The sequence below is a fragment of the Vibrio sp. 2433-A1 genome (genome assembly GCF_056726085.1).
Window position 1 is genome coordinate 81,469 of record NZ_JBRESC010000016.1, and the last position, 22,131, is coordinate 103,599.

Annotated in this window: 27 protein-coding genes and 1 riboswitch; of the genes, 5 read left to right on the top strand and 22 right to left on the bottom strand. The window is 42.8% G+C overall.

Annotated elements, in window-relative coordinates:
• Positions 1-69: 69 nt before the first annotated feature.
• Genes maiA through hppD form a run of 4 tightly spaced genes read right to left on the bottom strand, consistent with a single transcriptional unit; the run spans position 70 to position 3,934 of the window.
• Positions 70-717 carry a maleylacetoacetate isomerase gene (gene maiA, locus ACU01J_RS16110; RefSeq protein ID WP_481086642.1) on the bottom strand — a complete coding sequence of 216 codons (648 nt, stop codon included), beginning with the start codon at positions 715-717 and terminating at the stop codon, positions 70-72.
• On the bottom strand, positions 710-1,723 hold the full coding sequence (locus ACU01J_RS16115) for a fumarylacetoacetate hydrolase family protein (protein WP_481086643.1): 1,014 nt from the start codon (positions 1,721-1,723) through the stop codon (positions 710-712). The genes maiA and ACU01J_RS16115 overlap by 8 nt, the downstream gene beginning before the upstream one ends.
• Before the next feature lie 14 nt (positions 1,724-1,737).
• On the bottom strand, positions 1,738-2,868 hold the full coding sequence (locus ACU01J_RS16120; RefSeq protein ID WP_481086668.1) for a homogentisate 1,2-dioxygenase: 1,131 nt from the start codon (positions 2,866-2,868) through the stop codon (positions 1,738-1,740).
• Positions 2,861-3,934 carry a 4-hydroxyphenylpyruvate dioxygenase gene (gene hppD, locus ACU01J_RS16125; RefSeq protein WP_481086644.1) on the bottom strand — a complete coding sequence of 358 codons (1,074 nt, stop codon included), beginning with the start codon at positions 3,932-3,934 and terminating at the stop codon, positions 2,861-2,863. The genes ACU01J_RS16120 and hppD overlap by 8 nt, the downstream gene beginning before the upstream one ends.
• Positions 3,935-4,344: 410 nt before the next feature.
• On the opposite strand from hppD, the gene ACU01J_RS16130 reads away from it, so the two are divergent.
• Positions 4,345-5,460: a M20/M25/M40 family metallo-hydrolase gene (locus ACU01J_RS16130; RefSeq protein ID WP_481086645.1), complete on the top strand. Its 1,116-nt coding sequence runs from the start codon at positions 4,345-4,347 to the stop codon at positions 5,458-5,460.
• A gap of 59 nt (positions 5,461-5,519) precedes the next feature.
• On the opposite strand, the gene ACU01J_RS16135 is transcribed toward ACU01J_RS16130, so the two are convergent.
• From ACU01J_RS16135 to ACU01J_RS16145, 3 genes are all read right to left on the bottom strand, one after another.
• Positions 5,520-7,304 (bottom strand): putative bifunctional diguanylate cyclase/phosphodiesterase, encoded by a 1,785-nt coding sequence (locus ACU01J_RS16135; protein ID WP_481086646.1) that lies wholly within the window; start codon positions 7,302-7,304, stop codon positions 5,520-5,522.
• A gap of 156 nt (positions 7,305-7,460) precedes the next feature.
• Entirely contained in the window at positions 7,461-8,195 is a 735-nt protein-coding gene (locus ACU01J_RS16140; RefSeq protein WP_481086647.1) for a chromosome partitioning protein ParA, read from the bottom strand.
• A 17-nt stretch (positions 8,196-8,212) separates the two neighbouring features.
• Positions 8,213-8,371 (bottom strand): hypothetical protein, encoded by a 159-nt coding sequence (locus ACU01J_RS16145; protein ID WP_004413776.1) that lies wholly within the window; start codon positions 8,369-8,371, stop codon positions 8,213-8,215.
• A gap of 221 nt (positions 8,372-8,592) precedes the next feature.
• Between ACU01J_RS16145 and ACU01J_RS16150 the strand changes: the two genes are divergently transcribed.
• Positions 8,593-8,931 (top strand): 50S ribosome-binding protein YggL, encoded by a 339-nt coding sequence (locus ACU01J_RS16150; RefSeq protein WP_481086648.1) that lies wholly within the window; start codon positions 8,593-8,595, stop codon positions 8,929-8,931.
• A 41-nt stretch (positions 8,932-8,972) separates the two neighbouring features.
• Here ACU01J_RS16150 and ACU01J_RS16155 read toward each other — a convergent pair whose 3' ends face one another.
• Positions 8,973-9,215 carry a hypothetical protein gene (locus ACU01J_RS16155; protein WP_481086649.1) on the bottom strand — a complete coding sequence of 81 codons (243 nt, stop codon included), beginning with the start codon at positions 9,213-9,215 and terminating at the stop codon, positions 8,973-8,975.
• Positions 9,216-9,631: 416 nt separating this feature from the next.
• A riboswitch (glycine riboswitch) is annotated at positions 9,632-9,747 on the top strand.
• 107 nt (positions 9,748-9,854) lie between these two features.
• Between ACU01J_RS16155 and ACU01J_RS16160 the strand changes: the two genes are divergently transcribed.
• The gene (locus ACU01J_RS16160) at positions 9,855-11,228 is read left to right on the top strand and encodes an alanine/glycine:cation symporter family protein (protein ID WP_481086650.1); all 1,374 of its coding nucleotides are present in this window, start codon (positions 9,855-9,857) and stop codon (positions 11,226-11,228) included.
• Between the two features lie 36 nt (positions 11,229-11,264).
• Here ACU01J_RS16160 and ACU01J_RS16165 read toward each other — a convergent pair whose 3' ends face one another.
• Positions 11,265-11,891, bottom strand: a complete 627-nt coding sequence (locus ACU01J_RS16165; RefSeq protein WP_481086651.1) for a LysE family translocator — start codon at positions 11,889-11,891, stop codon at positions 11,265-11,267.
• A 403-nt stretch (positions 11,892-12,294) separates the two neighbouring features.
• Between ACU01J_RS16165 and ACU01J_RS16170 the strand changes: the two genes are divergently transcribed.
• Together ACU01J_RS16170 and ACU01J_RS16175 are read left to right on the top strand one after the other, a co-directional pair.
• Positions 12,295-13,842: a carboxypeptidase M32 gene (locus tag ACU01J_RS16170; RefSeq protein WP_481086652.1), complete on the top strand. Its 1,548-nt coding sequence runs from the start codon at positions 12,295-12,297 to the stop codon at positions 13,840-13,842.
• Positions 13,843-13,901: 59 nt separating this feature from the next.
• The gene (locus ACU01J_RS16175; protein WP_481086653.1) at positions 13,902-15,422 is read left to right on the top strand and encodes a recombinase family protein; all 1,521 of its coding nucleotides are present in this window, start codon (positions 13,902-13,904) and stop codon (positions 15,420-15,422) included.
• Positions 15,423-15,454: 32 nt separating this feature from the next.
• Here ACU01J_RS16175 and ACU01J_RS16180 read toward each other — a convergent pair whose 3' ends face one another.
• From ACU01J_RS16180 to tnpA, 13 genes are all read right to left on the bottom strand, one after another.
• Positions 15,455-15,706 (bottom strand): hypothetical protein, encoded by a 252-nt coding sequence (locus ACU01J_RS16180; protein ID WP_481086654.1) that lies wholly within the window; start codon positions 15,704-15,706, stop codon positions 15,455-15,457.
• Between the two features lies 1 nt (position 15,707).
• Positions 15,708-16,271, bottom strand: a complete 564-nt coding sequence (locus ACU01J_RS16185; RefSeq protein ID WP_481086655.1) for a recombinase family protein — start codon at positions 16,269-16,271, stop codon at positions 15,708-15,710.
• Positions 16,272-16,504: 233 nt separating this feature from the next.
• Positions 16,505-16,672: a hypothetical protein gene (locus tag ACU01J_RS16190; protein ID WP_481086656.1), complete on the bottom strand. Its 168-nt coding sequence runs from the start codon at positions 16,670-16,672 to the stop codon at positions 16,505-16,507.
• Positions 16,665-17,117, bottom strand: coding sequence for a hypothetical protein (locus tag ACU01J_RS16195; RefSeq protein WP_481086657.1), 453 nt, complete (start codon positions 17,115-17,117; stop codon positions 16,665-16,667). Before ACU01J_RS16195 ends, ACU01J_RS16190 begins: the two co-directional genes overlap by 8 nt.
• A 65-nt stretch (positions 17,118-17,182) precedes the next feature.
• Positions 17,183-18,202: a baseplate tail-tube junction protein gene (locus tag ACU01J_RS16200; protein ID WP_481086658.1), complete on the bottom strand. Its 1,020-nt coding sequence runs from the start codon at positions 18,200-18,202 to the stop codon at positions 17,183-17,185.
• Between the two features lie 329 nt (positions 18,203-18,531).
• Complete coding sequence (locus ACU01J_RS16205) at positions 18,532-18,939, bottom strand: hypothetical protein (RefSeq protein ID WP_481086659.1); 408 nt, start codon at positions 18,937-18,939, stop codon at positions 18,532-18,534.
• Positions 18,936-19,517: a tail sheath stabilizer and completion protein gene (locus ACU01J_RS16210; RefSeq protein ID WP_481086660.1), complete on the bottom strand. Its 582-nt coding sequence runs from the start codon at positions 19,515-19,517 to the stop codon at positions 18,936-18,938. The genes ACU01J_RS16205 and ACU01J_RS16210 overlap by 4 nt, the downstream gene beginning before the upstream one ends.
• 1 nt (position 19,518) lies before the next feature.
• A complete protein-coding gene (locus ACU01J_RS16215) occupies positions 19,519-19,683 on the bottom strand; it encodes a hypothetical protein (protein WP_481086661.1) in 165 nt (54 codons plus the stop codon).
• Positions 19,684-19,717: 34 nt separating this feature from the next.
• Positions 19,718-19,906: a hypothetical protein gene (locus ACU01J_RS16220; RefSeq protein ID WP_481086662.1), complete on the bottom strand. Its 189-nt coding sequence runs from the start codon at positions 19,904-19,906 to the stop codon at positions 19,718-19,720.
• Between the two features lie 2 nt (positions 19,907-19,908).
• Positions 19,909-20,046 carry a hypothetical protein gene (locus ACU01J_RS16225; RefSeq protein ID WP_481086663.1) on the bottom strand — a complete coding sequence of 46 codons (138 nt, stop codon included), beginning with the start codon at positions 20,044-20,046 and terminating at the stop codon, positions 19,909-19,911.
• Positions 20,036-20,914: a hypothetical protein gene (locus ACU01J_RS16230; protein WP_481086664.1), complete on the bottom strand. Its 879-nt coding sequence runs from the start codon at positions 20,912-20,914 to the stop codon at positions 20,036-20,038. Before ACU01J_RS16230 ends, ACU01J_RS16225 begins: the two co-directional genes overlap by 11 nt.
• Entirely contained in the window at positions 20,911-21,189 is a 279-nt protein-coding gene (locus tag ACU01J_RS16235) for a hypothetical protein (protein WP_481086665.1), read from the bottom strand. The genes ACU01J_RS16230 and ACU01J_RS16235 overlap by 4 nt, the downstream gene beginning before the upstream one ends.
• Before the next feature lie 369 nt (positions 21,190-21,558).
• Positions 21,559-22,005, bottom strand: coding sequence for an IS200/IS605 family transposase (gene tnpA / locus ACU01J_RS16240; protein ID WP_481083863.1), 447 nt, complete (start codon positions 22,003-22,005; stop codon positions 21,559-21,561).
• Between the last annotated feature and the right edge of the window lie 126 nt (positions 22,006-22,131).

Here is a 22,131-nt window from a genome sequence, read left to right on the forward strand (position 1 = left end):
TTTTTGCTTTCTAGCATTAGCCACAATGACAGCCCCTCATGCCGGTCTTATTCTTATCGGATGTGTGAATTACACCGCATCAGGTTGTTGTTCCGGTGCTGCTTGAATAAATGCCCGCACCTTTCCTAGTGACGTTGTCACATCAACTAAATTAGGATAGTTCGTCAAATCCACTCCAAAACGCTGCGCATTGTACATTTGTGGGACTAAGCAGACATCCACCAGCGAGATCTCGTTGCCTACGCAGTACTGACCTCGTGTAACTGAGATACGTTGCTCTAGTGCTTCAAAACCGCGGGCAATCCAGTGCTTATACCAGGCTCTTTTCTCTCCCTCATCAATATTCAGTTCATGACTCAAATATTGCAGAACCCGTAAGTTGTTTAAGGGGTGAACGTCAACCGCGATATCTTGCGCCATTGCTTTAATCAGGTAGCGAGCCTCGCCACTTTTTGGAATCAGCAGAGCGTCGCGATAGGTTTCGTCGAGATAATCGATAATTGCCAATGACTGGTTAAGTACTAAGCCATTGTCCATTAAGACTGGCACTAGTTGATTGGGGTTTAGACGCTTAAATTCGGTGGAGTGTTGCTCTCCACCATTATTGACCAAATGAACAGAGCGCTGATCATAATCCAGCCCTTTCAAATTCAGTGCAATACGTACTCGATAAGCCGCCGATGAGCGCCAGTAACCATAAAGAATACGATCATGCATACTTCACCACCTGCTGATCGATTGAACCGAAAATCGACTCACCATTTTTATCGACCATCTCCATCTTGATTCGATCGCCGAACTTCATAAATGACGTCGATGGCGAGCCATCACGGATGGTTTCAATCATGCGCACTTCCGCAATGCAGGAGTAGCCCACACCGCCTTCAGAGATTGCCGTGCCATATTCGGTGCCCTGCTTATTCGATACCGTGCCTGAGCCAATAATCGCTCCAGCAGACAGCGGTCGAGATTTGGCGGCATGCGCGATAAGCTCTGGAAACTCAAAAGTCATATCAACGCCCGCATTCGGGCAGCCGAAAGGTTGATTGTTATAGAAGCTCAGCAGTGGCAGATTCACCTTCCCGCCGTCCCAGTCAGCACCTAATTCATCCGGCGTAACTGCCACTGGAGAGAAGACTGAAGAGGGTTTTGATTGGAAAAAACCAAATCCTTTACCTAACTCATTAGGAATTAAACCACGCAATGAAACGTCATTGACAAGCATCAGTAATCGAATCAATTTGGCAGCCCCTTCAACCGATACTCCCATAGGAACATCGCCTGTGACTACTGCGACCTCACCTTCAAAATCAATCCCCCACTCTTCACTAACAACTGGGATATCATCTCTCGGGGCGATAAAGGCGTCAGAGCCACCTTGGTACATCAAAGGGTCCGTCCAAAAACTTGGCGGCATCTCAGCACCGCGCGCTTTTCTGACCAACTCAACATGGTTGACGTAAGCGGAACCATCCGCCCATTGATAAGCGCGTGGCAATGGCGATTCGCACAAGGTCTGATCAAAGGCCATCTCTTGGGTCAATTCGCCGTTATTAAGCGCCACATACACTTCGCTTAACTGTGGTTCAACATTGTCCCAGTTATCCAATGCATATTGCATCGTCTGAGCCACTTCAGGAACAGCAACGCATTTAGCAAGATCTTTACTGACAACGACCAACAAGCCATCGCGGCTTTCACTTTTCAAGCTAGCTAACTTCATACTTTATCCTCGCGTTACTTTTCCTGCCAACTGTAGATATATTGCTGATTTTCTACTTGTTTTGCTTCATCACTAAACTCAAGTGCATGACGAGTATCAATCATCACGGCCACTTCATCGGTAAACTTTTTCTTGTATTCTTGTCCCGCTTTGAACGCCTTTGGATGAGGACCGTGAGCAAATCCCGCCGGATGGAATGTGACCATGCCCGCTTCGATATTGTCGCGGCTGAAGAAGTCACCTGCGTGATAGAACAACACCTCGTCGTAATCATCATTACTGTGATAGAAAGGTACTTTTAACGCACCTGGATCGCTTTCAATTGGTCGAGGCACAAAGGTGCACACCACAAAACCTTGACCGACAAACGTCGTGTGCGCTGACGGAGGTAAGTGGTAGCGATGAGACATTAACGGCCTGATATCACGCCAGTTGACACGCACCACAGCAAGGTCGCCATGCCAGCCAATTGCATCCAATGGGTTAAACGGGTAAGTCACGACGCTCACATCGTCATGGCGCTTAATGTGAACCTGCGTCGATTGCTCTAAGTATTGTGCCTTAAATGCCTCATCAATCTTTGGCACATCTAATACCGCTGGATCGAATATGGCATGATTGCCGACCATTCCCTTGTCAGGCAAAGTGTACGCAGCATCGGTGTTTTCAATCATCAGAACAAACATTGGCTCATGGGGTTCAATACGCCATGTTGTCGAACGAGGGATCATCACATAATCCCCTTCGGTCACTTCTAAATGGCCATAATCACAAAACAGATCGGCTTTACCCTGATGGATAAACAGCAGTTCGTCTCCGTCAGCATTACGTACCAAGTGGCTCATCTCTTTATCAAACTTCCACACTCTGACTTTACAGTTGGCATTGTGCAGTAAGTGAGGCACTAACCAAGGTGAAGTCTGGGTTGCCATTTCGACATCATTGAAATCGAACGCGCGAGGTTTTAACTCCCCTTCCCACTCACTCCAGCCCGTCGGTGCGTGTTGGTGATGGAAGTGTGCAGCAGGGCCAAAAAAGCCACTTCGCCCAGCCTCACGCTCGTAAATAGCTTCTTCCGGGAAGTCCGCATGTGCTTGCTTAGAGCACACTCCCTCCCGGTGAGGGAATGTAATCCATTTATGCATCATCGAGTACCCCTCGGCGGATTTGATCTTCTTCGATGGATTCAAATAAGGCTTTAAAATTACCTTCACCAAATCCTTCATTGCCTTTGCGCTGAATGATTTCGAAGAACACAGGGCCAATAACGGTTTGTGTGAAGATCTGCAGTAAGATGCCATCTTTCATTGGCGCGCCATCAATCAGGATTCGCAGATCACGCAATTTCGCCACATCTTCGCCATGACCTTGTACGCGGTCATCCACTTTTTCATAATAAGTATCTGGTGTCGGCATGAAGTCCATACCGCGGTCGCGTAGAGTCTGAACTGTTTGATAAATGTTATTTGTGGTTAAGGCGATATGTTGGATGCCTTCACCATTGTATTCGCGAATGAACTCTTCGATTTGCGACTTATCGTCTGAAGATTCATTAATTGGGATACGGATTTTTCCGCATGGCGCGGTCATGGCTCGGCTGACTAGACCCGTTAGCTTACCTTCGATATCAAAGTAACGAATTTCACGGAAGTTACCTATACGTTCATAGAAACCAGACCACACGTCCATGTTGCCTTGTTTTACGTTGTGAGTCAGATGGTCGATTTCATACAGGCCCACATCCATTTTCGCTAGACGCTCTTTGGCATCATCATAGAAACGGAAATCGATTTCATAAATGCTGCTGTCTTGGTAACGATCGACAAAATAAAGCAGGCTTTCACCGATACCGTAAATCGCTGGAATGCTCAGCTCCATTGGGCCAATTTCCGTCACGTACTCTTTACCGCCATTATCTAATGCTTGCTTCATTGCTACAGCTGAATCCGCAACACGAAAAGCCATGCCACAAACAGACGGGCCATGTACCTTAGCAAATCCATGCGCCTGGCTGTGAGGCTGTGCGTTGACAATAAAGTTCACATCACCTTGGCGATATAACCACGCTTCCTTTGAACGGTGCTTCGCGACTTCTGCAAACCCTAGAGAGTTAAACAAGTTTTTTAACTTCTCAATGCCCTCTTGGTCTGCCGCAGTGTATTCGACAAATTCAAAGCCATCGGTACCTAGTGGGTTGTACGCTTCGTTCATTTCTGATCCCTCGTTATTGGTTAACTCCGTGTTTCTCTCAATAACTTGGATCACATCGGCTAATAATTGAACCCTTTGCCCGTAGTTTACAATCTCCTGACCAGTCCCAAAAAAGTGTAAACAGATTGTTAAACACAAAGCATGCACATAAAAATCAAATATTTATATTAAAACAAGGGGTAACATTTTATTTACATTCTTATATATCGTACTTCTCTATGAACATGTTCATTGTCACGCACTAGGCAGTATTTGAAGGCTATGCAAACGGCACTGACTCGCTTAAGTACTTCGCCTGAGTAGAATTTACTGAAAATTTACATTGAGCGGCCGATTAATTGATTTAACGCAGGCTTTGTCTCATGCCACAGCGATAAGGTAATGTCTCTGTTCCCATACAAGGTATTACAATGACTCAAATAAACCGTGAACGCTTAATCAACCATTTTTGCCAACTGATCCAAATCGACAGTGAATCACGTGATGAAAAACTGATCGCTGAGACACTCTCTGAGCAGCTTGGGGAACTTGGCTTCACTGTCCACAAGTTGCCTGTACCACAAGAGATCTCTAACGGCTTTAACATCTACGCTCGTCTAGAAGGCAAATTGAATGAAAGCATCGTACTGAGCTGTCATATGGATACCGTTACTCCAGGTAAAGGTATTGAGCCAGTCATCGAAGACGGCATCATCCGTTCAAAAGGCAATACAATTCTTGGTGGTGACGATAAGTCCGGTATTGCAGCGATCATGGAAGCAGTACGTATTATCCAAGAACAAAACACCGACCATAAAACGATTGAGATTGCATTTACGGTTCACGAAGAAGGTGGACTGTTTGGCTCTCAACACTTCGATATGTCATTCATTCAGTCTGACAAAGCGATTGTACTAGATACAGGCGGCCCAATTGGTACTATCGTCAATGCAGCCCCTGGTCAGCAAAAGATCATCGCTAAGTACATCGGCAAACCTGCTCATGCGGGGCTTGCACCAGAAGAAGGCATCAGCGCTATTCAAGTCGCGGCTGAGGCAATCAGCCAAATGAACTTGCTACGTATCGATGAAGAAACCACAGCGAACATCGGTATCGTCGAAGGCGGCTGCGCAACTAACATCGTTATGCCTGAATTAAAAGTCGTTGCTGAAGCGCGTTCATTGAACGATGAAAAACTGACGGCGCAAGTTGAACATATGATCACAACATTCCAAGCGGCAGCAGACAAGCATGGTGCACAAGTAGAGATAAAATCAACTCGTGCCTACAACGCCTTTGTAATCGATGATAATCACCCACATATTCAAGCAGTTAAGAATTCGTTTGAAGCGATTGGCGCAAGCCCTTATACCAAAGGAACAGGTGGTGGCAGTGACGCAAACAACTTTAATGCTAAAGGCCTGACAACGGTGAATATCTCAACGGGAATGACTAAGGTCCACACGACTGAGGAGTTCATTGCGGTTGAAGATATGGTGAAAGTGACTGAATTTATGCATCACTATCTAACACATCAATCAATCTAGACCCTGCTCCAAAAAGCCGCATGATGCGGCTTTTTACTGCTATTATTTGCGATAATGGCTCACTTTCTAATAACAACGGGTGTACTCACCTCTTGCTGTTTCAACATCGAGAAAAACTCATCACGAGATAATGGCTGAGAAAACAAGTACCCCTGATACTGGTCACACTGCTCCTCCGCGAGAACATCTAACTGCTCTTGAGCCTCGACCCCTTCCGCCACCAGTTTGATGCCTAAACTGTGACCCATTTGAATGATGGTTCGAATCAGAATCCGATCCGAATGACTGGTTGCACATTCATCTACAAAGCACTTATCGATCTTAATAATATCCACCGGTAATTGCTTAAGGTATTTGAGACTTGAGTACTCAACACCGAAATCATCAATCGCAATAGAGACACCAATCGCCCGCAGCTGTCGACAGATATCAGTGATGTGCTCATGATCGCTCATCAATGTCGATTCCGTAATTTCTAGCTGTAGTAAATGTGAGGGCAACTTGATCTCTTTTAACGCTTTGACCACTACATCAAACAGATCCGCATGAGCAAACTGAACCGTTGACACATTGACTGCAATACACACAGGCGTTCCTGCATCATTGAACATCTTCGCCTGGCGGCAAGCCTCGTAAATGATCCAGTGTCCGACAGGGACAATTTGGGTAGTCTTTTCAGCTATTGGAATAAACTCAACGGGCGGAACCATGCCTAACTGCGGATGATTCCAACGCAGTAACGCTTCCGCTCCCATGACTTGAGCGGAACCCACGGACACTTTCGGCTGAAACATCAGCACAAATTGCTCACTTTTGAGTGCCGATTTAATTTCTGTTTCTATTTGATGCTGACGAATTGTTTCACCAAGTAACTCGTCATTGAACCAGCAAATATTATGTTCCTGATCTGAGCGAGCCTTGAATAAGGCAAAATCGGCGTTCTTTTCCCATACTTCATTATTACCAGACGCATCTTCTGCAAGCGCTATACCCATACAAAAGCTAAGCCGATGTGAAGTATCGTCAACGCGGTACATGAACCTTTGATTCTTATTGAGACTAAACACCAAATCCTCTAACTTTTCAGTTAGATTATCGCTCTCAACCAATACGAGAAACTCATCCCCTCCTAAACGATAAATCGTGCCATCGGTCCCGATGACGTCGCGTATATGCAGGGCAAAGGCCACTAATAATTCATCACCATACCTATAGCCCAACCTATCATTGACGTTCTTAAAGCCAACCAACCCAATATGAATCAATCCAAAGTGGATTGCATTCGATTCATTAACCTGTTCGATATCCTCTTTGTAAGCATTCATATTCGGCAATTTGGTCAGATAGTCAGTCTGGCTTTTGGCCTTAAATTCCGCTGCCTGTTGCTTGGTCTTAACGTAGTAGTAAGTCATCAGAGTGGCAAACAGCGTAATGGCGGTAAGCTCTAAAGAGGTGTCAATAAATGCAGCAAAATCTTCTACGGACAACTGATACAAGTAACCATTGATCAGGGCTGCACACACTGCGATAGGCCACAACGTACCAGGGAAGAGCACGATGTAGCAGAAAGGCAGTAGAAATAGACACTCTTTAATTGCCTCAAGCGGAAATGATTGGACCAAGCCACCAAAAATAAACATCACAGTGGCAGAGAAAGCAAAGATATGCTTTAAAGAATCAGATGTGACGATCAAAGCCATTAGAAGAAAGGCAGGAAACAAGTAGTATGCGTAGACCCACGGATGAGGCTGTGAAATGAGTCCATGCGAAGTAATGCCTACTGCACCTATATACGCAATATATACAACGACCTGCATGCCTTGATTGACTTTAACCAGTTGCATCCTATGCCTTAACAATCCCTCTGCTCATATAAACAGTAGCGCAAAATCCAACTTTCGAGAGGATGAAATGAGCATATTGCTCCATTTAACCTTTCATGGCTGATAAAAAAAGCGCCTCAACAGGCGCTTTATATCAAACTCTGATTCTATCACCGCTTACAAACCAAGCTCTTCTGACAATGCTTGCATCTGTTTTAGATCCATCTGATGAACTCGAATCATTTGCTCAATTTGGCTCAAACGAGAGTTCGCTTCATCTTGTGTATCACATGCATCCGATTTAGCATCCCAAGATGTTCCTTCTAGGTAGACATCACAGGCTTTTTTAAGCGATGCCAGTTTAGGCTCTAAAGTGTCACGCTCTTTTTCTAGCGCTTCAAGCTCTTGCTTTACTTTCAGCTCTTGCTGGAACAACTCTCTTGAGCGCTCAAACATGGTCGCCTGCATATCAGTTTGGCGGTTAAGTTTACTGTTTTTAGATCTCACAGATTCGATTTGCTCTCGCTGCGTTGCGACTTGCTGTTCAAGTGACAGGTTCACTTTTTCTAGTTCTTCTACTTGCTGCTCAAGCTTGCTCATTGAAGTCTGATGAGCTTCTTGCTGCTCTTCAATGGCAAGCTGCAGTTTCTGCTCAACTTCATCATCCACCTTAGCGACTTTTTCTTCCACGCGAACAGCCATCTGTTTTTTGTCAGCGGCCAAAGTTTGATACTTTTGCTCTAACGTGTGATAGGTCTCTTCCCATTTTTTTGACGTTAACGCTGAGCCAATCAAACCGCCTAATGCCAAGCCTAAAACGCTAGCAATAACGATATATATCTGAGTGCGTTTATCTCGCTCTTCAATGACAACAACGTCATCATTTTCTTGGCTATCAGTTTGTTCGTTCAATTCTTTGCTCCAAGTCGTTAGCGGATGAGTTCTGTGACCATTAATGTCGCGGTATAAATTAAAAAGCCAGATACCATGGTAATCACAACGTATTTTTGTAGCTTCTCGCTGGTTCGATAGCGAATCAGTACATAAGCTAACGCAATCAAAAATACTATAGCCAATAACCTTGTCATAACCTCTCCTTAGGCAGACTTTCTACTTCTTACTTTATACCATTTTTGTCGCTAAATAGTCAGAATTACGTAGGTTTCTTGTTGAGCGAACAGAGCACATTGGCTCAAAGTCGCGCCAACAGGACAAACAATCATCAACTACCGGTGCTAGCTAGCATTTAATTTGGTGACGACAGCAATTTGGGGTATAAAGGACTCACAATTATCAGTGAGATATTAGAATGAAACCATACCAATTAGACAACAAAAAACGTCGTATTCAGAAAAAACTGTTCTTAGGTGAGTTTGCAATGCTTGGCTTCGAACTAAGCTGTGAAACGACGATCAACGACTTCGATCGTTACGATACGTTTGTTGATGACTTCATTGATTATTTAGACGCTCTTGGCTTATGTTTCGGTGGTGGTGGCCTTGAACTATTTGAAGGTTTCCTATGCTGCACTGAACGTTATGCCGATGTGACTGAAGAGCAAAAAGCGCAAGTTGTCGCTTGGCTAGAAGCTCGTGAAGAAGTGACATCAGTAAAAACGAGCGAACTCGTTGATGCTAACTACTTTTAAGTAAAAACATAGCGCCATAACGGCGCTATTTTTTTTATCTGCTATCTGACCTCTAAGCCCAAATTATACTGCGCAAGACATCTAAGGACGTAGCTGACTTTCAGGAAAGCGGCGATCACTATCGTGCTGATGTGGGCTGCGATTTGTTGAGGCAAAGAGAATGCATCTGCATAAGGGTAAGAAATCAACACACTCACAATCATAGCCAGTGCCGTTACCACTAAAGCAACGTTAGAGAATGAGAGTAACATACTGAAATTTTTTTTCGTTGGTTGAACAATCATATCGACCTCACTTTGATCTTTATTTTGTTTTACCCTTCTATTGCAGTTTCCTTGCCAACAAATAAAATTAATATAAAACAAATACATACAATAAAACCAACTCAAAAAGAAGTCATATCGACACCATAACACATAGAGTCAATACGACACTTTACATCCATTAAGACATAGAAATTCAATCGCGGATGTATTGTTATTTGATATAAAAATTTTGGTTGAATTACACCAAAAGAATGATAAAGTTCACACGTCAGCACATTTTCAGAACTGTTGACTAACTTTTATCCACTAGTTGGATAATCGTTCCGATGAAGACTGCAGGAGAGTGGTTATTTACCAAATTTTAACATTTGGAAAGAATAACCTACCGAAGAAGTAAATCTTTCAGGTGCCACGTTGTGGTGAGGACTGTCGTTGGAGGAACCTCTGGAGAGAACCGTACTACTTTGTTGTAGAAAGCGGTCGCCGAAGGAGCAAGCTCTACCCTAATTGGTAGTGTGAAACTCTCAGGCAAAAGGACAGAGGAGTGGAAAGACCTATTCTGCTGCATGGCGTTTGCTGTGCATCGATACCAGAGATCCGCGATCTCTGCGCTTTCACTCTTCTCCTTAAATAAGCATTATCACTTAAGGGGAAATCATGGATAATCTACAATCTTTACTTAAAACCATCGACAATTTTGTTTGGGGCCCACCGCTGCTCATTTTGCTCGTTGGTACTGGTGTCTACTTCACTTTTCGCTTAGGCCTACTACAGTTTCGACACCTACCTACTGCCCTCAAAATGGTCTTCAGTAAAGATGACTCTAGCAAGCAAGGCGACGTTTCAAGCTTTGCTGCCTTATGTACTGCTCTATCTGCCACCATTGGTACTGGTAATATCGTTGGTGTCGCAACCGCCATCAAGCTTGGTGGCCCAGGCGCACTGTTTTGGATGTGGTTAGCCGCCTTATTCGGCATGGCGACAAAATACGCGGAATGCTTGTTGGCAGTAAAATACCGCCAGCAAGACAGCAACGGTCAGATGATCGGTGGCCCAATGTACTACCTACAATATGGTGTCGGTTCAAAGGCCCTCGCCGTTATGTTCGCAGTCTTTGCTTTAGGCGTTGCCTGCTTCGGTATTGGTACCTTTCCTCAGGTAAACGCTATTTTAGATGCGAGCGAGCTCTCTTTTGGTGTCTCACGCGAGATTTCAGCCAGCGTATTAACCCTTCTGGTAGCCTTCGTTACCTTGGGCGGTATTAGATCCATCGCTAATGTCGCTGGTAAGGTCGTCCCAACGATGGCGCTGTTCTACGTGCTTGCCTGCTTAAGCGTGATCATCATGAATGCTGATAGGCTGCTTGAAGCGGTAGAATTGGTGCTTGTTTCTGCGTTTACTTCAACGGCGGCAACAGGTGGTTTCTTAGGCGCAAGTATTATGTTGGCTATTCAGTCTGGTATTGCACGCGGGGTATTTTCTAATGAATCGGGCCTAGGTAGTGCGCCAATGGCTGCAGCGGCTGCAAAAACAGACTCATGTGTTAAGCAAGGCCTGATCTCAATGACAGGTACGTTTTTCGATACCATCATCATCTGTACCATGACAGGTCTAGCGTTGATCCTAACAGGCGCGTGGCAAAGTGATTTTGCGGGCGCAGCGATGACCACCCATGCGTTTGCTGTTGGTCTCAATGCACAAACATTTGGCCCAATGCTGGTCTCTATTGGTCTAATTTTCTTCGCCTTCACGACGATTCTAGGCTGGAACTACTACGGTGAACGCTGCGTTGTGTATCTGTTCGGTACCAAAGCTGTATTGCCATACAAGTTTATCTTTGTTGCTTTAGTCGCATCAGGTGCATTTCTTCACCTCGATATGATTTGGATTATTGCCGATATCGTTAACGGTTTAATGGCGATTCCAAACTTGATTGGTCTCATCGCGCTTCGTCAGGTAGTGATTGACGAAACTAAGCGGTACTTTGCTGCTAGCGTTAACGCCCTGAAAGAACCACAATTGCAAAACTAACCCAATAAAAAAACAGCGACCTCAGTCGCTGTTTTTTTATTCTTCCACTATGAGTTTTATCCCCAAGCCAACTAACACGGCCCCAGTTGTCACTTCCATTCTTTTCATAAAGGTCGCACTTTTCAACAGACTCTTTGCCGAGTTTAGTAATCCTGCCAGTCCACACTGCCAGATCATCGCAATCACAAAGTGGATACTAGCCATCAAGCAAGATTGCACAAATGCCGAACCTTCAGGATTAATAAACTGAGGTAAAAAGGCCAAATAAAACACCGCAGTTTTAGGGTTAAGCACATTAGAAAGAAAGCCTTCTCTCAGTGAACGCTTAACGTCGACTCGTGTGTGCACGCACTCTGTCGACAACAATCCGACCTCCCCTTTCCAAACACTTCTTAGGGTCGTCATTCCTAACCAAATCAGGTATGCCGCACCGACCATCTTAACAAGGTTAAACAGCTCAGCTGACTGAGCTAAAATGGCAGAGATGCCCACTGCTGAAAACGTGGCGTGAACAAAAAGGCCAAGACAAATCCCCAAACTGGTTGTGGCCCCATCAGTAAAACCTCCACGTGAAGAGTTACGCACCACCAGCGCGGTGTCTAAACCCGGCGTCAGCGTAAGGATGGTTATGGCTAATAGAAAAGCTTCAAAATTATTGAACACGTCAACTCCTATGACATTGGCTTGTATGGGACTGATATCGATATTGAACCGCCTTCCGCAAATTTAGCAATAAAACATCTCGGATAAAACGTGATCATTGTTCCAGTAATGATTGAGCTCACAATTTCACAATATATCACTTTGGGGGGGAAGCAAGGCATGGTGATAGTACAACTCTCATACCAAGTCATGCGCATTGGTAAATGGATACAAGTTAACATCAGCTAAGATGTGGCTAACGCACTGCTGATTGAATACGAAAGCTACGGTTGTCCGGTCAAATTTGCAATACAAGAAACAGAGTTTCAATTCACCAACAATGGATAAAACAAGCGGTAATCACTTGGTCTACCTGCTTTAGGTTGGTAGACTTTGTTTTTTATCCAGTCACGGAAGGCGATTTATGAGCGCATTCAACAAATTAGTAGCCCACTCTCAGAAAATATCTCACTTCAATCACTTAGCCGCTATTGTCGGTTGGGACCAAGCCGCAGTGATGCCCTCTGGCGGTAATGAGGCTCGAAGCAGCGCCGTTGCCGAATTATCAGTTCATATCCACTCTCTTCATACTCAGCCGCAACTAGCAGATTGGTTTGAGCAGGCTGAGCAAGAGACGCTCAATACTCAAGACAGTGCGACCTTGCGTGAACTCAAGCGTCAATGGCAGCAGGCAAACTTGCTGCCGGAGTCTTTGGTGCAAGCGAAATCATTAGCGGGTTCAAAATGTGAGCATGCATGGCGCAGCCAACGCGGTGATAACGACTGGCAAGGTTTCGAAAAGAATTGGGCTGAAGTGGTCAAGCTATCTCAAGAAGAAGCGCAAATAAGAGCTGAGGCGAATAACCTAACCCCTTATGACGCCATGCTCGACATTTATGAGCCTGGCACGAACTCTAAGTCCCTTGACCGACTGTTTAATGATGTAAAAACTTGGCTACCGGATCTGATTGATCAAGTCATCGAAAAGCAATCAAGTGAGCACTTCATTGAGCCACAAGGTGCGTTTGAAACCAGCAAACAGAAAGCGCTCGGCTTAGAAGTGATGAAGCTATTGCAATTTGACTTCGCGCACGGACGATTGGATGAAAGCGTACACCCATTTTGTGGTGGTGTCCCGAGTGATGTTCGGATCACAACTCGTTATGATGAGAATGAGTTTGTTCAATCGTTAATGGGCATTGTCCACGAGACCGGTCATGCTCGTTACGAACAAGGTCTACCTACAGCACTAGCTGGATTGCCTTCAGGTGAAGCACGCTCAATGGGCATTCACGAATCGCAGTCACTGTTTTTTGAAATGCAGGTCGGTCGAAGTGGCGCCTTCATTGAGCATCTTGCTCAGCTCGCTGGAAAGCACTTTACTCAACATGACAAAGCACTGTTCACTAAAGAGAATTTCCAGAAGCTTTACACCCGAGTGAAGAAAGACTTTATCCGAGTCGATGCGGATGAGCTCACCTACCCTGCTCACGTTATTTTACGTTATGAGATCGAGCGCGATCTTATCAATGGCAACATTAAGCACACCGACGTCCCTGAACTATGGGATAGCAAAATGCAGCAATACCTAGGTCTATCAACCCAAGGTAATTTTAAGAACGGCTGTATGCAAGACATTCACTGGACAGATGCTCAACGTAACCAATCACACAATTATAAAAACGGCTGTATGCAAGATATACACTGGTGTGATGGGAGCTTTGGTTACTTTCCGAGCTATACATTAGGAGCTATGTACGCAGCTCAACAAATGGCTACTATCAAGAAGTTAATGAACGTAGATGAGATTATCCAATCGGGTGATTTAACACCTATCTTTGACTGGCTTGATACAAACATCTGGAAGAAAGCTAGCTTGTTCACTACAGACGAACTAATGACACAAGCGACTGGTGAAGCACTGAATCCACTACACTTCCGAAAGCACCTAGAAGAGCGTTATTTGAAGTAGTTCAATGTATACACTTTACCTGTTAGTCTAGCTCTTCATTTTGTTGTAGTGAGAGCGTTATGGGTAAAGTGTATTCTTACATTCGATTCAGTAAGAAAGAACAAGGAGCAGGTTCTTCCACTGCTCGACAACTAAAATATGCCGAAGATTATGCAAAAAAGCATGGTCTCGAATTAGACAGCACTTTAGTAGATGATGGCTTATCCGCATATCACGCAAAGCACTTATCTAAAGGTGCATTAGGTCTATTTCTAGCTGCTGTTGAATCTGGTGATGTCGAACCAGATTCCACTCTTATCATCGAGCGTCTAGACCGACTATCTCGCCAAAAACCACGTCAAGCACAAGCCTTACTCTCTCAAATCATTGACTACGGAATAACTGTCGTCACTGCATCCGATGGCGCTGTATACAATGAAAAGACAATTGATAATGACCCAATGAAGCTAGTCTATAGCTTGTTGATTGCTATCAGAGCAAATGAAGAATCCGAGACTAAAGCACAGCGAAGCAAAGCCGCTATCCAGCACAATATCAGTCAGTTTCAAAAGCATAAGATTAGAAGTCTAGGCGGTGCTGTTCCTGCTTGGTTCGATAGATTCAATGCATCTCAAGGCTGGGAATACAAACTCAATGAGAAAGCTGACACGGTTAGAAGAATTGTAGAACTCAGCTTAAATGGTACTGGTGCGAAAACCATCGCACGAATGATTAACTCAGAAGGACATAAACCATTCGGCAAGTCTGAAAACTGGGGAATGACTTCTGTAGTTAGTGTACTCAAGAACCCAGCTTTATTTGGACGTCGAGTCGTTAACTCTAATGGCTCAGTTATGTTAGATGACTACTACCCTGCTGTTGTATCTAGAAAGGACTTTGATGCTGTTCAATATCGACTGAACAAACGTAAGAACACTAAAGGCTCCGAGAAGTTCGTTAATCTAATCACTGGTCTAGGTAAAGGCTTCTGTACATGTGGATATTGCGGCTCTGCTATAGCTACTCAGAATCAGATTTTTAAAACTAAATCTGGTGAACGAATCGTTAGACGAATGCATTGCACAGCTACTAAAGAAAGTGGACAGTGCCATAGCTCTAAGCGAATAGAGAAAGTAGAAGAAGCTGTTTTGATGTTCATGATGGAACGTAACTTAGATACGTTGAAAACTGGTGATACTCAATCTTATGAAATCGAGATTGACACAATTGATAAGAAAATCAAAAAGATGGCTAGTCTACAGCTTGCGTTGGAGACCAGTGAATTACCAGATGATTTCTTAGATAGTCTAACTCAGTTGAGAGCGCGTAAAGCCGAACTTTCAGACAAAGCAGCTAAAGGTGGAATCGATATTGAGTTGAATGAACAATTCAAAGCTCTAGGCGAGAAAGCTATTAAACTTGAAAACAGCGAAGCTAGAACCACTGTTCGACAGATAATCCGTGACAGTGTAGCAAATGTAAGAATTTGGACATGTGGTATCGAGCTAGTAAATGAACCCGATATCGCTATCGAGTTCAAAAACGGCACTCGCGGACTAATCTCTATTAGAGGGAGTGAGATTATTGCTCAGCAACTATAAACGAGAAAAGCCGCATTAAGCGGCTTTTTCTTTTACATCATAGATTTAGAATTTTGCATCTTCTGTAATTCCACTTTCATTTCTAAGTCAGCAATCAAAGCAAGACAGTTTTTATCTGTCATTATGTGCTCTTTGAATTCTGATAGAAAATCACTTGCCCCCACCCCTAGTAAACTAGAGGTTGTGACTGTCTTCTTACTCATTAACTCAGTCCAATTGATATCACTCTCTGTAATATGCTTGAACAATGCGGTTTTTAATTCGCCATCTAACTTATGTTTCATTCTAATTCCAATTTCTAATAACTGTTCTTCGACTAATCCCTAAACACCTAGATATTTCAGTTTGACCTTTACCTTGCTTCTTAAGCTCTTGAACTAAAACGTGGTTTTTAGAGCCCTTGGGTCTGCCTAATGTAATGCCCTGTGCTTTTGCTCGCTCAATTCCATGCTTTGTGCGCTCTATAATCTTGTTTCTCTCAAACTCAGCAAATGTAGCCATAAGCTGCAACATCATCTTACCCTCAGGCTTTGATAAGTCAGCGACTGGCAAATCATGACAAACTAACTGAATGCCTTTACTCAAGATGTAATCTACAGTTTGTTGGATATCTATATTGTCACGACCCAAGCGGTCTAGCTTCAAGACAACTAACTTATCTGACGGCTCTAGCTTGTCTTCTATCAGCTTTTTAAATTCTGTTCGCTCTAGAGCTTTAGTTTTTCCGCTAATCGTTTCGCTAATCAATCTATGACTTTCAACTTTATAACCCATCCTCTCAAAAGCTAGTGCTTGGTTATCCGTTGTTTGCTCCGCCGTTGAAACACGGGTGTAAAAAAACTCTCTCATGACAAATTCCGTGACAATAAACGTGAGTCATAATTTTACTAGGACATTAATAGCTCCTAAACACTTTCCGCCACACTTCCTGAAGGGTTTTAGTAGTGCCAAAAAAGAGTCGAATATTGCCACATCATCTAGCTCCTCACGCCATATCAGGACTTGCACCAATCCTCAACGAAAACCCGACCAGCACAAAGATGAGACACAAAAAAGCCGACTAACAGGAGTCGGCTTCTTATTCAACAAAATCCAGAGCTAAAGCCACTACTTGCGGCTTTCTCTTTCTTTTGTCTACTGGCGGATTCTTCGGCAGTACCCTCTTTTTTCATTAAATCGTAGGTGCTACCAATGAAAACATCATCGCGCTTTTTATCGCGTTTAATTCGAGCTATGAGCTTTTTATTCATTGTACTTATTCCATAATTCTATTAGTGATTTCAGTTCATCGTCATTAATGACATCTCGACCTGCCTCGTATGCTTCCGATAGGCCCTGCACACTTATCTGTTTTAGAAAATTTGGCTCTGTTAGCTCATCGAGCGTATAGAACTCATCATCTTCCTTATCTTCTAATTCATTCCTGATTAGCATCTGCTCGACCTTATGCTTATGCTTTAGATTCTCTAAGAATTCAGCTTTCAACAACTCAGGATAGAGTTGTATAGCCATCTCTTGCCGTTGTTGAGTTGTTAGGTTATCAATCGATAAATTGTTATTTCTTAGAACATCATTGATATCAATTTGCTTTAGTGTCTCGCGTATCGCATTACGTCGTTCGGCATTTCGACTACGACTGGCCGCACTTTTGAGTTGATACTCTCTAGCGTTTTCTGTTGTTATATTTGGTGGCATAGCCTCTCCTTCTCTGCTACAGCTCTGCTACAAACCTTTTATTTCCTACACTTGATAGTGGAAGGCTATTCTGCATACGAACCAAAGAAAAACTCCCCTTCATCCTTATCCGTACCCATGCTAGAACAAAGTGCCTCCCAATATGCTGAATGGACTGGTCTAAGTTCAGTCATGGTAATTTCTAAGTCGATAGCAACAGGGTCGCCTGCTGTATTGTGAAATGTATCGTATGTTTGGTCAGGTGATTTATTGATTCTGATATTGCTAATTGCGGCAGGACCCATCGCGAATTTAGGCGTATATCTAATACCTTTATTATCGCCAGCCCTGTTGATACGCTCTTCTACGAACCACAAGGGCGGCACTTTAAGAGAAGTAAAACCCAACCCTTTAGTCTGTGTTCCACTAAAACCCAAATCTAGGTCAACATGCCCTTTCTGTGTGGCGCTGCTGTATACCAAAAACGTCTTTAAAATATTTCCGACTTCTCTTAATTCGCTAATATTTCTAGGTCTAAGCTGAAAACTAAATGTTTGCTGTCTAGGGGCGCTGTTCTTGTACATCTGAGCACTTCTACCACCCAGAACACTGCCCTTTATCTGAGCGTTATATTGACCTGTAATCTCAGCAGCTTTAACGGTAATTTTATCGGCTATTGTTTTCAATAATGCACCAGTCATTTCAGTTGCTTCTGACATACCCGGTTCACTTGCTAAACCCGGGGAGTTTGCTATAAAATCCTTTAAAAAACCACCTTCGTCGGTTTGATAGTTGTGACTAATATTCTCGACCATATTGGGCATATATAGCTGAATAACTGCTTTTGTTTTTTCTTTATAAACACCTTGAACAGATGATATAGACCTACTGTCGATATCTTTATTAAGTAAATCGCCAGTTTCTACGGCGTAGAACACAAGATAACTAGTATGGCGGTCTTCTGCATTTTGTATAGTAAGTGGATATTGGTATGACCGTATTTTGTTGTCGTCTTGATACAAATCATCTTTAACAACCACTGTGGGCTTACCGCGTACTGCTTTTTTCCAGTCTGGTTCTGACCGGCTGATTATTCGGAGTGCCATTTATAGACCCCTATTAACTCTTCCCACGTGAAGCCAAAGGCCTGTTTGATTTCACGCGCATTTTCAATAATGTATTTCTTATTATCCAAATCAGTGGACATAATGTATTTTATAAACTGGTTCATATTATCTCGCGGGTTGTTGTCCGTAGTTCACGAACGGCGCATCGTCTACAAAGGCGAACCCTTGTGGAAAGTTATTAGTAGTCGTGTTGTTACTATTCACTATGTTAGTGCTTTGCACGACTGCACTATGAATTTGCTCGGCTCGTTCGCGTATTGATATTGGTCACAGTGATAGTTTTATCACCTATTTTTACTTCCTTGCTTTTAACAAGACTTGCTTTTAACTCTTCTAGATTCATTTTCAAAATCCTTAAATCTTTTTCTTTTCTTAGTGGCAGGCTTTGTAACCATATTCCCAGAACTATTACCGCTCGCTATCTTCTCGCTATCATAGCCATAGTCTCCTGCAATATTTGCCTCGGAAAATAATGAACTAACAGCAAGCGCCTTACCTGCGTGTTTACCGCCAACCTTTTCTAACTTGAATTTAATCCCTCGCACTAACGAATCAAATCTAGTGTAATGTTGACTTTCATGTTTCTTAGGCTTTCTCAACAAATTACCTTTACCATCAATAATGCCTAGCTCGTAAGCTTTCCACTTATTGAAGTCTTTTCTAAGTAGATTGAGAAACTTAGTTGTGTAGTAAGTATCTAGTGATTGTTTAATCATATTACCTCACCATAGACGGATGGGGTCTCATTCATATTAGACTGAAAATCACGGTAAATTATTTTATGCAAACCATTAATAGGTGGGTATAACCAAGTATTAAGTTCAAATGTAATTACCCATTCAATCCTACGCCTTTGCGTGGTGTCACACTCTACGTCTTCATCCATTGATACAGATTGAATTGTTATAGGTATATCTCTATCAATTCTTATATTATTTGCGTGAAATTCTTGTATTTTGCAATTGAAAGTCGACTGAAAATGGGGAAGCACCTGCTCGATAATCTGCAACATTTCTTCTTCGCAATCTGCATATATACCAAGCTCAAACGTAAATTTATAAGGAATCTGCTCATGTGGTAGTTTTTGCAAGCCCTCATCATTAAATAAAGGGTTATGCTTCAAATCGACTAGATGTAGATTCATTTTTGGTGAAGCTCTGGAACGCGAGGGCTTCACATAGGTTAATGGCACTCTCTGATTGTTGCCATTTCTACTTATTTCAATATCACTAAAGAGCTGCCCCATTAGAACAACATATCTTTCGACACCAAGGCTATCAACTTGTTCATTCATTCTAGTTTAGCCCCAGCGGTTTAATATCTCGTTTCATTGTGAACTCGGTTTGCTCGTAGATGGTAAATGTATCGAGTTCATTAGCATCTGGCGGCATTATATTGAGAGCTTTTAAGCTATCTAAATTATGGTACAAACCAACTTCACCCACATCCACCAGCCACATTTCCAATGTCCTGCAATTTGTTAAAACCCTCATATCAAAACCCCTGCCTGAATAAGCTTTGGCTTTTATTGAATTCGTTTCGAAACTGGTTAATAACTTCAACCTTGCTCTCTGAATTAATACTCTCTAGGTCATATGAAAGTGCCTCACCTATTGTTTTAATGGCGCTCTCTAAATCACGCTTTAATAGCAACAAAGCCTCTCTAGTTGTTCTATCACTCATGTCTAATCCTTACTTTCTTCCGCATTACGCTTTGACTGAGTCTTCTGCTCTAGCTCATGATTAATTTTTTTAACTATATTCTTTTCAACGCTATATCCATTTGAATAAACAGAACTACCCACGCTGTAATCATTTTTCATTTAATAACCTCAACGTTGCAGATAATAAATCCGGCTGTTTATGGATTTCTGAATTCATTTCCAATATATTGCTTGCTGTTTTTTCAGCCGACTCCACAACCGGACCCTTTGTCTTGTTTTTCTCATTAATTGATTTCTCATAGTCTTTTATTTTCAGCACTATCAAATCAACGCCCTCCGCTGGTGGTACTGCGTTGTTATATTCATCAACTAAGCCTTTCAGTTTTGAAATCGCTTTTTTAGCAGCCTCAATACTTCCGTTTCTAAGTTCCAATTCAATAGTGCGCTCAAGCTCTTTAACGCTCCCTAGCGCATCAAACCGCACTGGCTCGCTATCTTCTAGACTTTCATTAAATGTGCTTAATCTGTCGAGTGATAAATGAACGGCTTTTACGAGTGGAACCATGTGCTTAGGTTGTGCAATAACGCGGCCTCGGTCATCAAAATCTAGCTCGATATCGTCTGGCAGTTGTTCGTCAATATCAGCATATAACTGGTAACTATCGCCATCACGCACACCGATTTGTGTACCGCTTAGATAAAGCGCGTTACTGTTATGTATTTCGTTTTCTTCTGCCGTGTTAAGCATATTTTCGGAAAGCGTCTCATTAATTACATCTTGGATATCAGCAATATGGTAATTCCCTGAGGTACTTTCCTTTATGTATAGCTGAAATCCGCATTCTGATAACACTCTGTACTTATTTCCTTCCGAAGTGTCGACTAGATAAACTGAATTACCTCTCTCACAAAACCGCCCAATGACCTGCAACATATCTTTCTTTAACGCACTGGTTTCATCTATAAAAACTAGCTTTTCATGAGTTGGCGGGTTAGACGGTGAGTCTGATACACTTACTTTAATCATTTCAGAAACTCCATTAACTGCTCGTCCGACACTAAATCGGCATCTTTTAAAATAGCTTCCAACTCGGCTTTATTAATCATTTCGCTTTCTTTTAGATATTTGTAAGCACCAGCCACGGCCACAGTGTTTACTTTATTCTCATTTGAAAATTCTTTGATTAGCTCCAGTTCTCTAATGAGTCCATTTTGTTTAATCTCAGCCATATATTGTTTAAATCGCTTTCTACTTTCGCGCTTCTTTATTTTGTTGTACTCGCGCTTTTCTTCTGGTGTCATGGTTATTCTCTCAGAGGGCTTGCCTCATATAAAAAAGCCTCGCCTCTCGTATGACAACATTATACTTACGGAAGATGGCGAGGCTATAAACGGAGCTGGTGGTAACTTAGTATGTAAACTATCGACTTTCGATTGCGCACCACCAGCTTTTAATAGGTAGCGTTTTAACGACTCGCCATGTCGTCTTAATATTTTCATAAGGAAAACAATGGCACAGTTAAACTCGGTGCCGCGAGCCTATTGTAATCATCTCTGATATATGTATTTAGCGACCTTTTTTTGACATAGTTCATGTCAAACATTTTAGATAGTAAAAATCCACCTGCATAGCAGGTGGCTTTGAAAGGCCCCCTAAAAGGGGGCTCACTGTTAGTTTTCTAACCCCAAACGCATCTGACGCTCTTCTTCTTCCTTTCCAACACGATCTTGGTGCCGGACATACCTACGTATAATTTCCTCATTCATCCCTACTGAATCAACGAAGTAGCCTCTTTGCCAAAATTTGTTACCCCATAATTTCTTCTTTCTTAAATACGGAAATTTGTTGAACAAGCGAATTGCGGTTCGTCCTTTTACAAAACCCATATATGTCGAAACACTCAAGCTAGGTGGCAATCTCACGACCAGATGCACGTGGTCTACTTGAACATTCAGCTCTACAACCTTACAGTTCTTCATATTACTGTAGATATAGATACTTCGGTAAAGCTCCTTACCCAAATTGCCTTTCAAGATTTTCAGGCGGTATTTTGGCGTCCAGACTATGTGGTACTGACACCTATAATATACGTGTGAGGCGGATTCATATTTGCTCATGTTCTTTATTTCCTTCATTTGCTGGTTACAACCGAGGACATCTTGAACATGAGCGTTCTTCGGGCATAGCCCAAAGGAACGATCACCACCTTCTAAAGAAGGTGGTTTAAGGTTAGAAAATAAAAA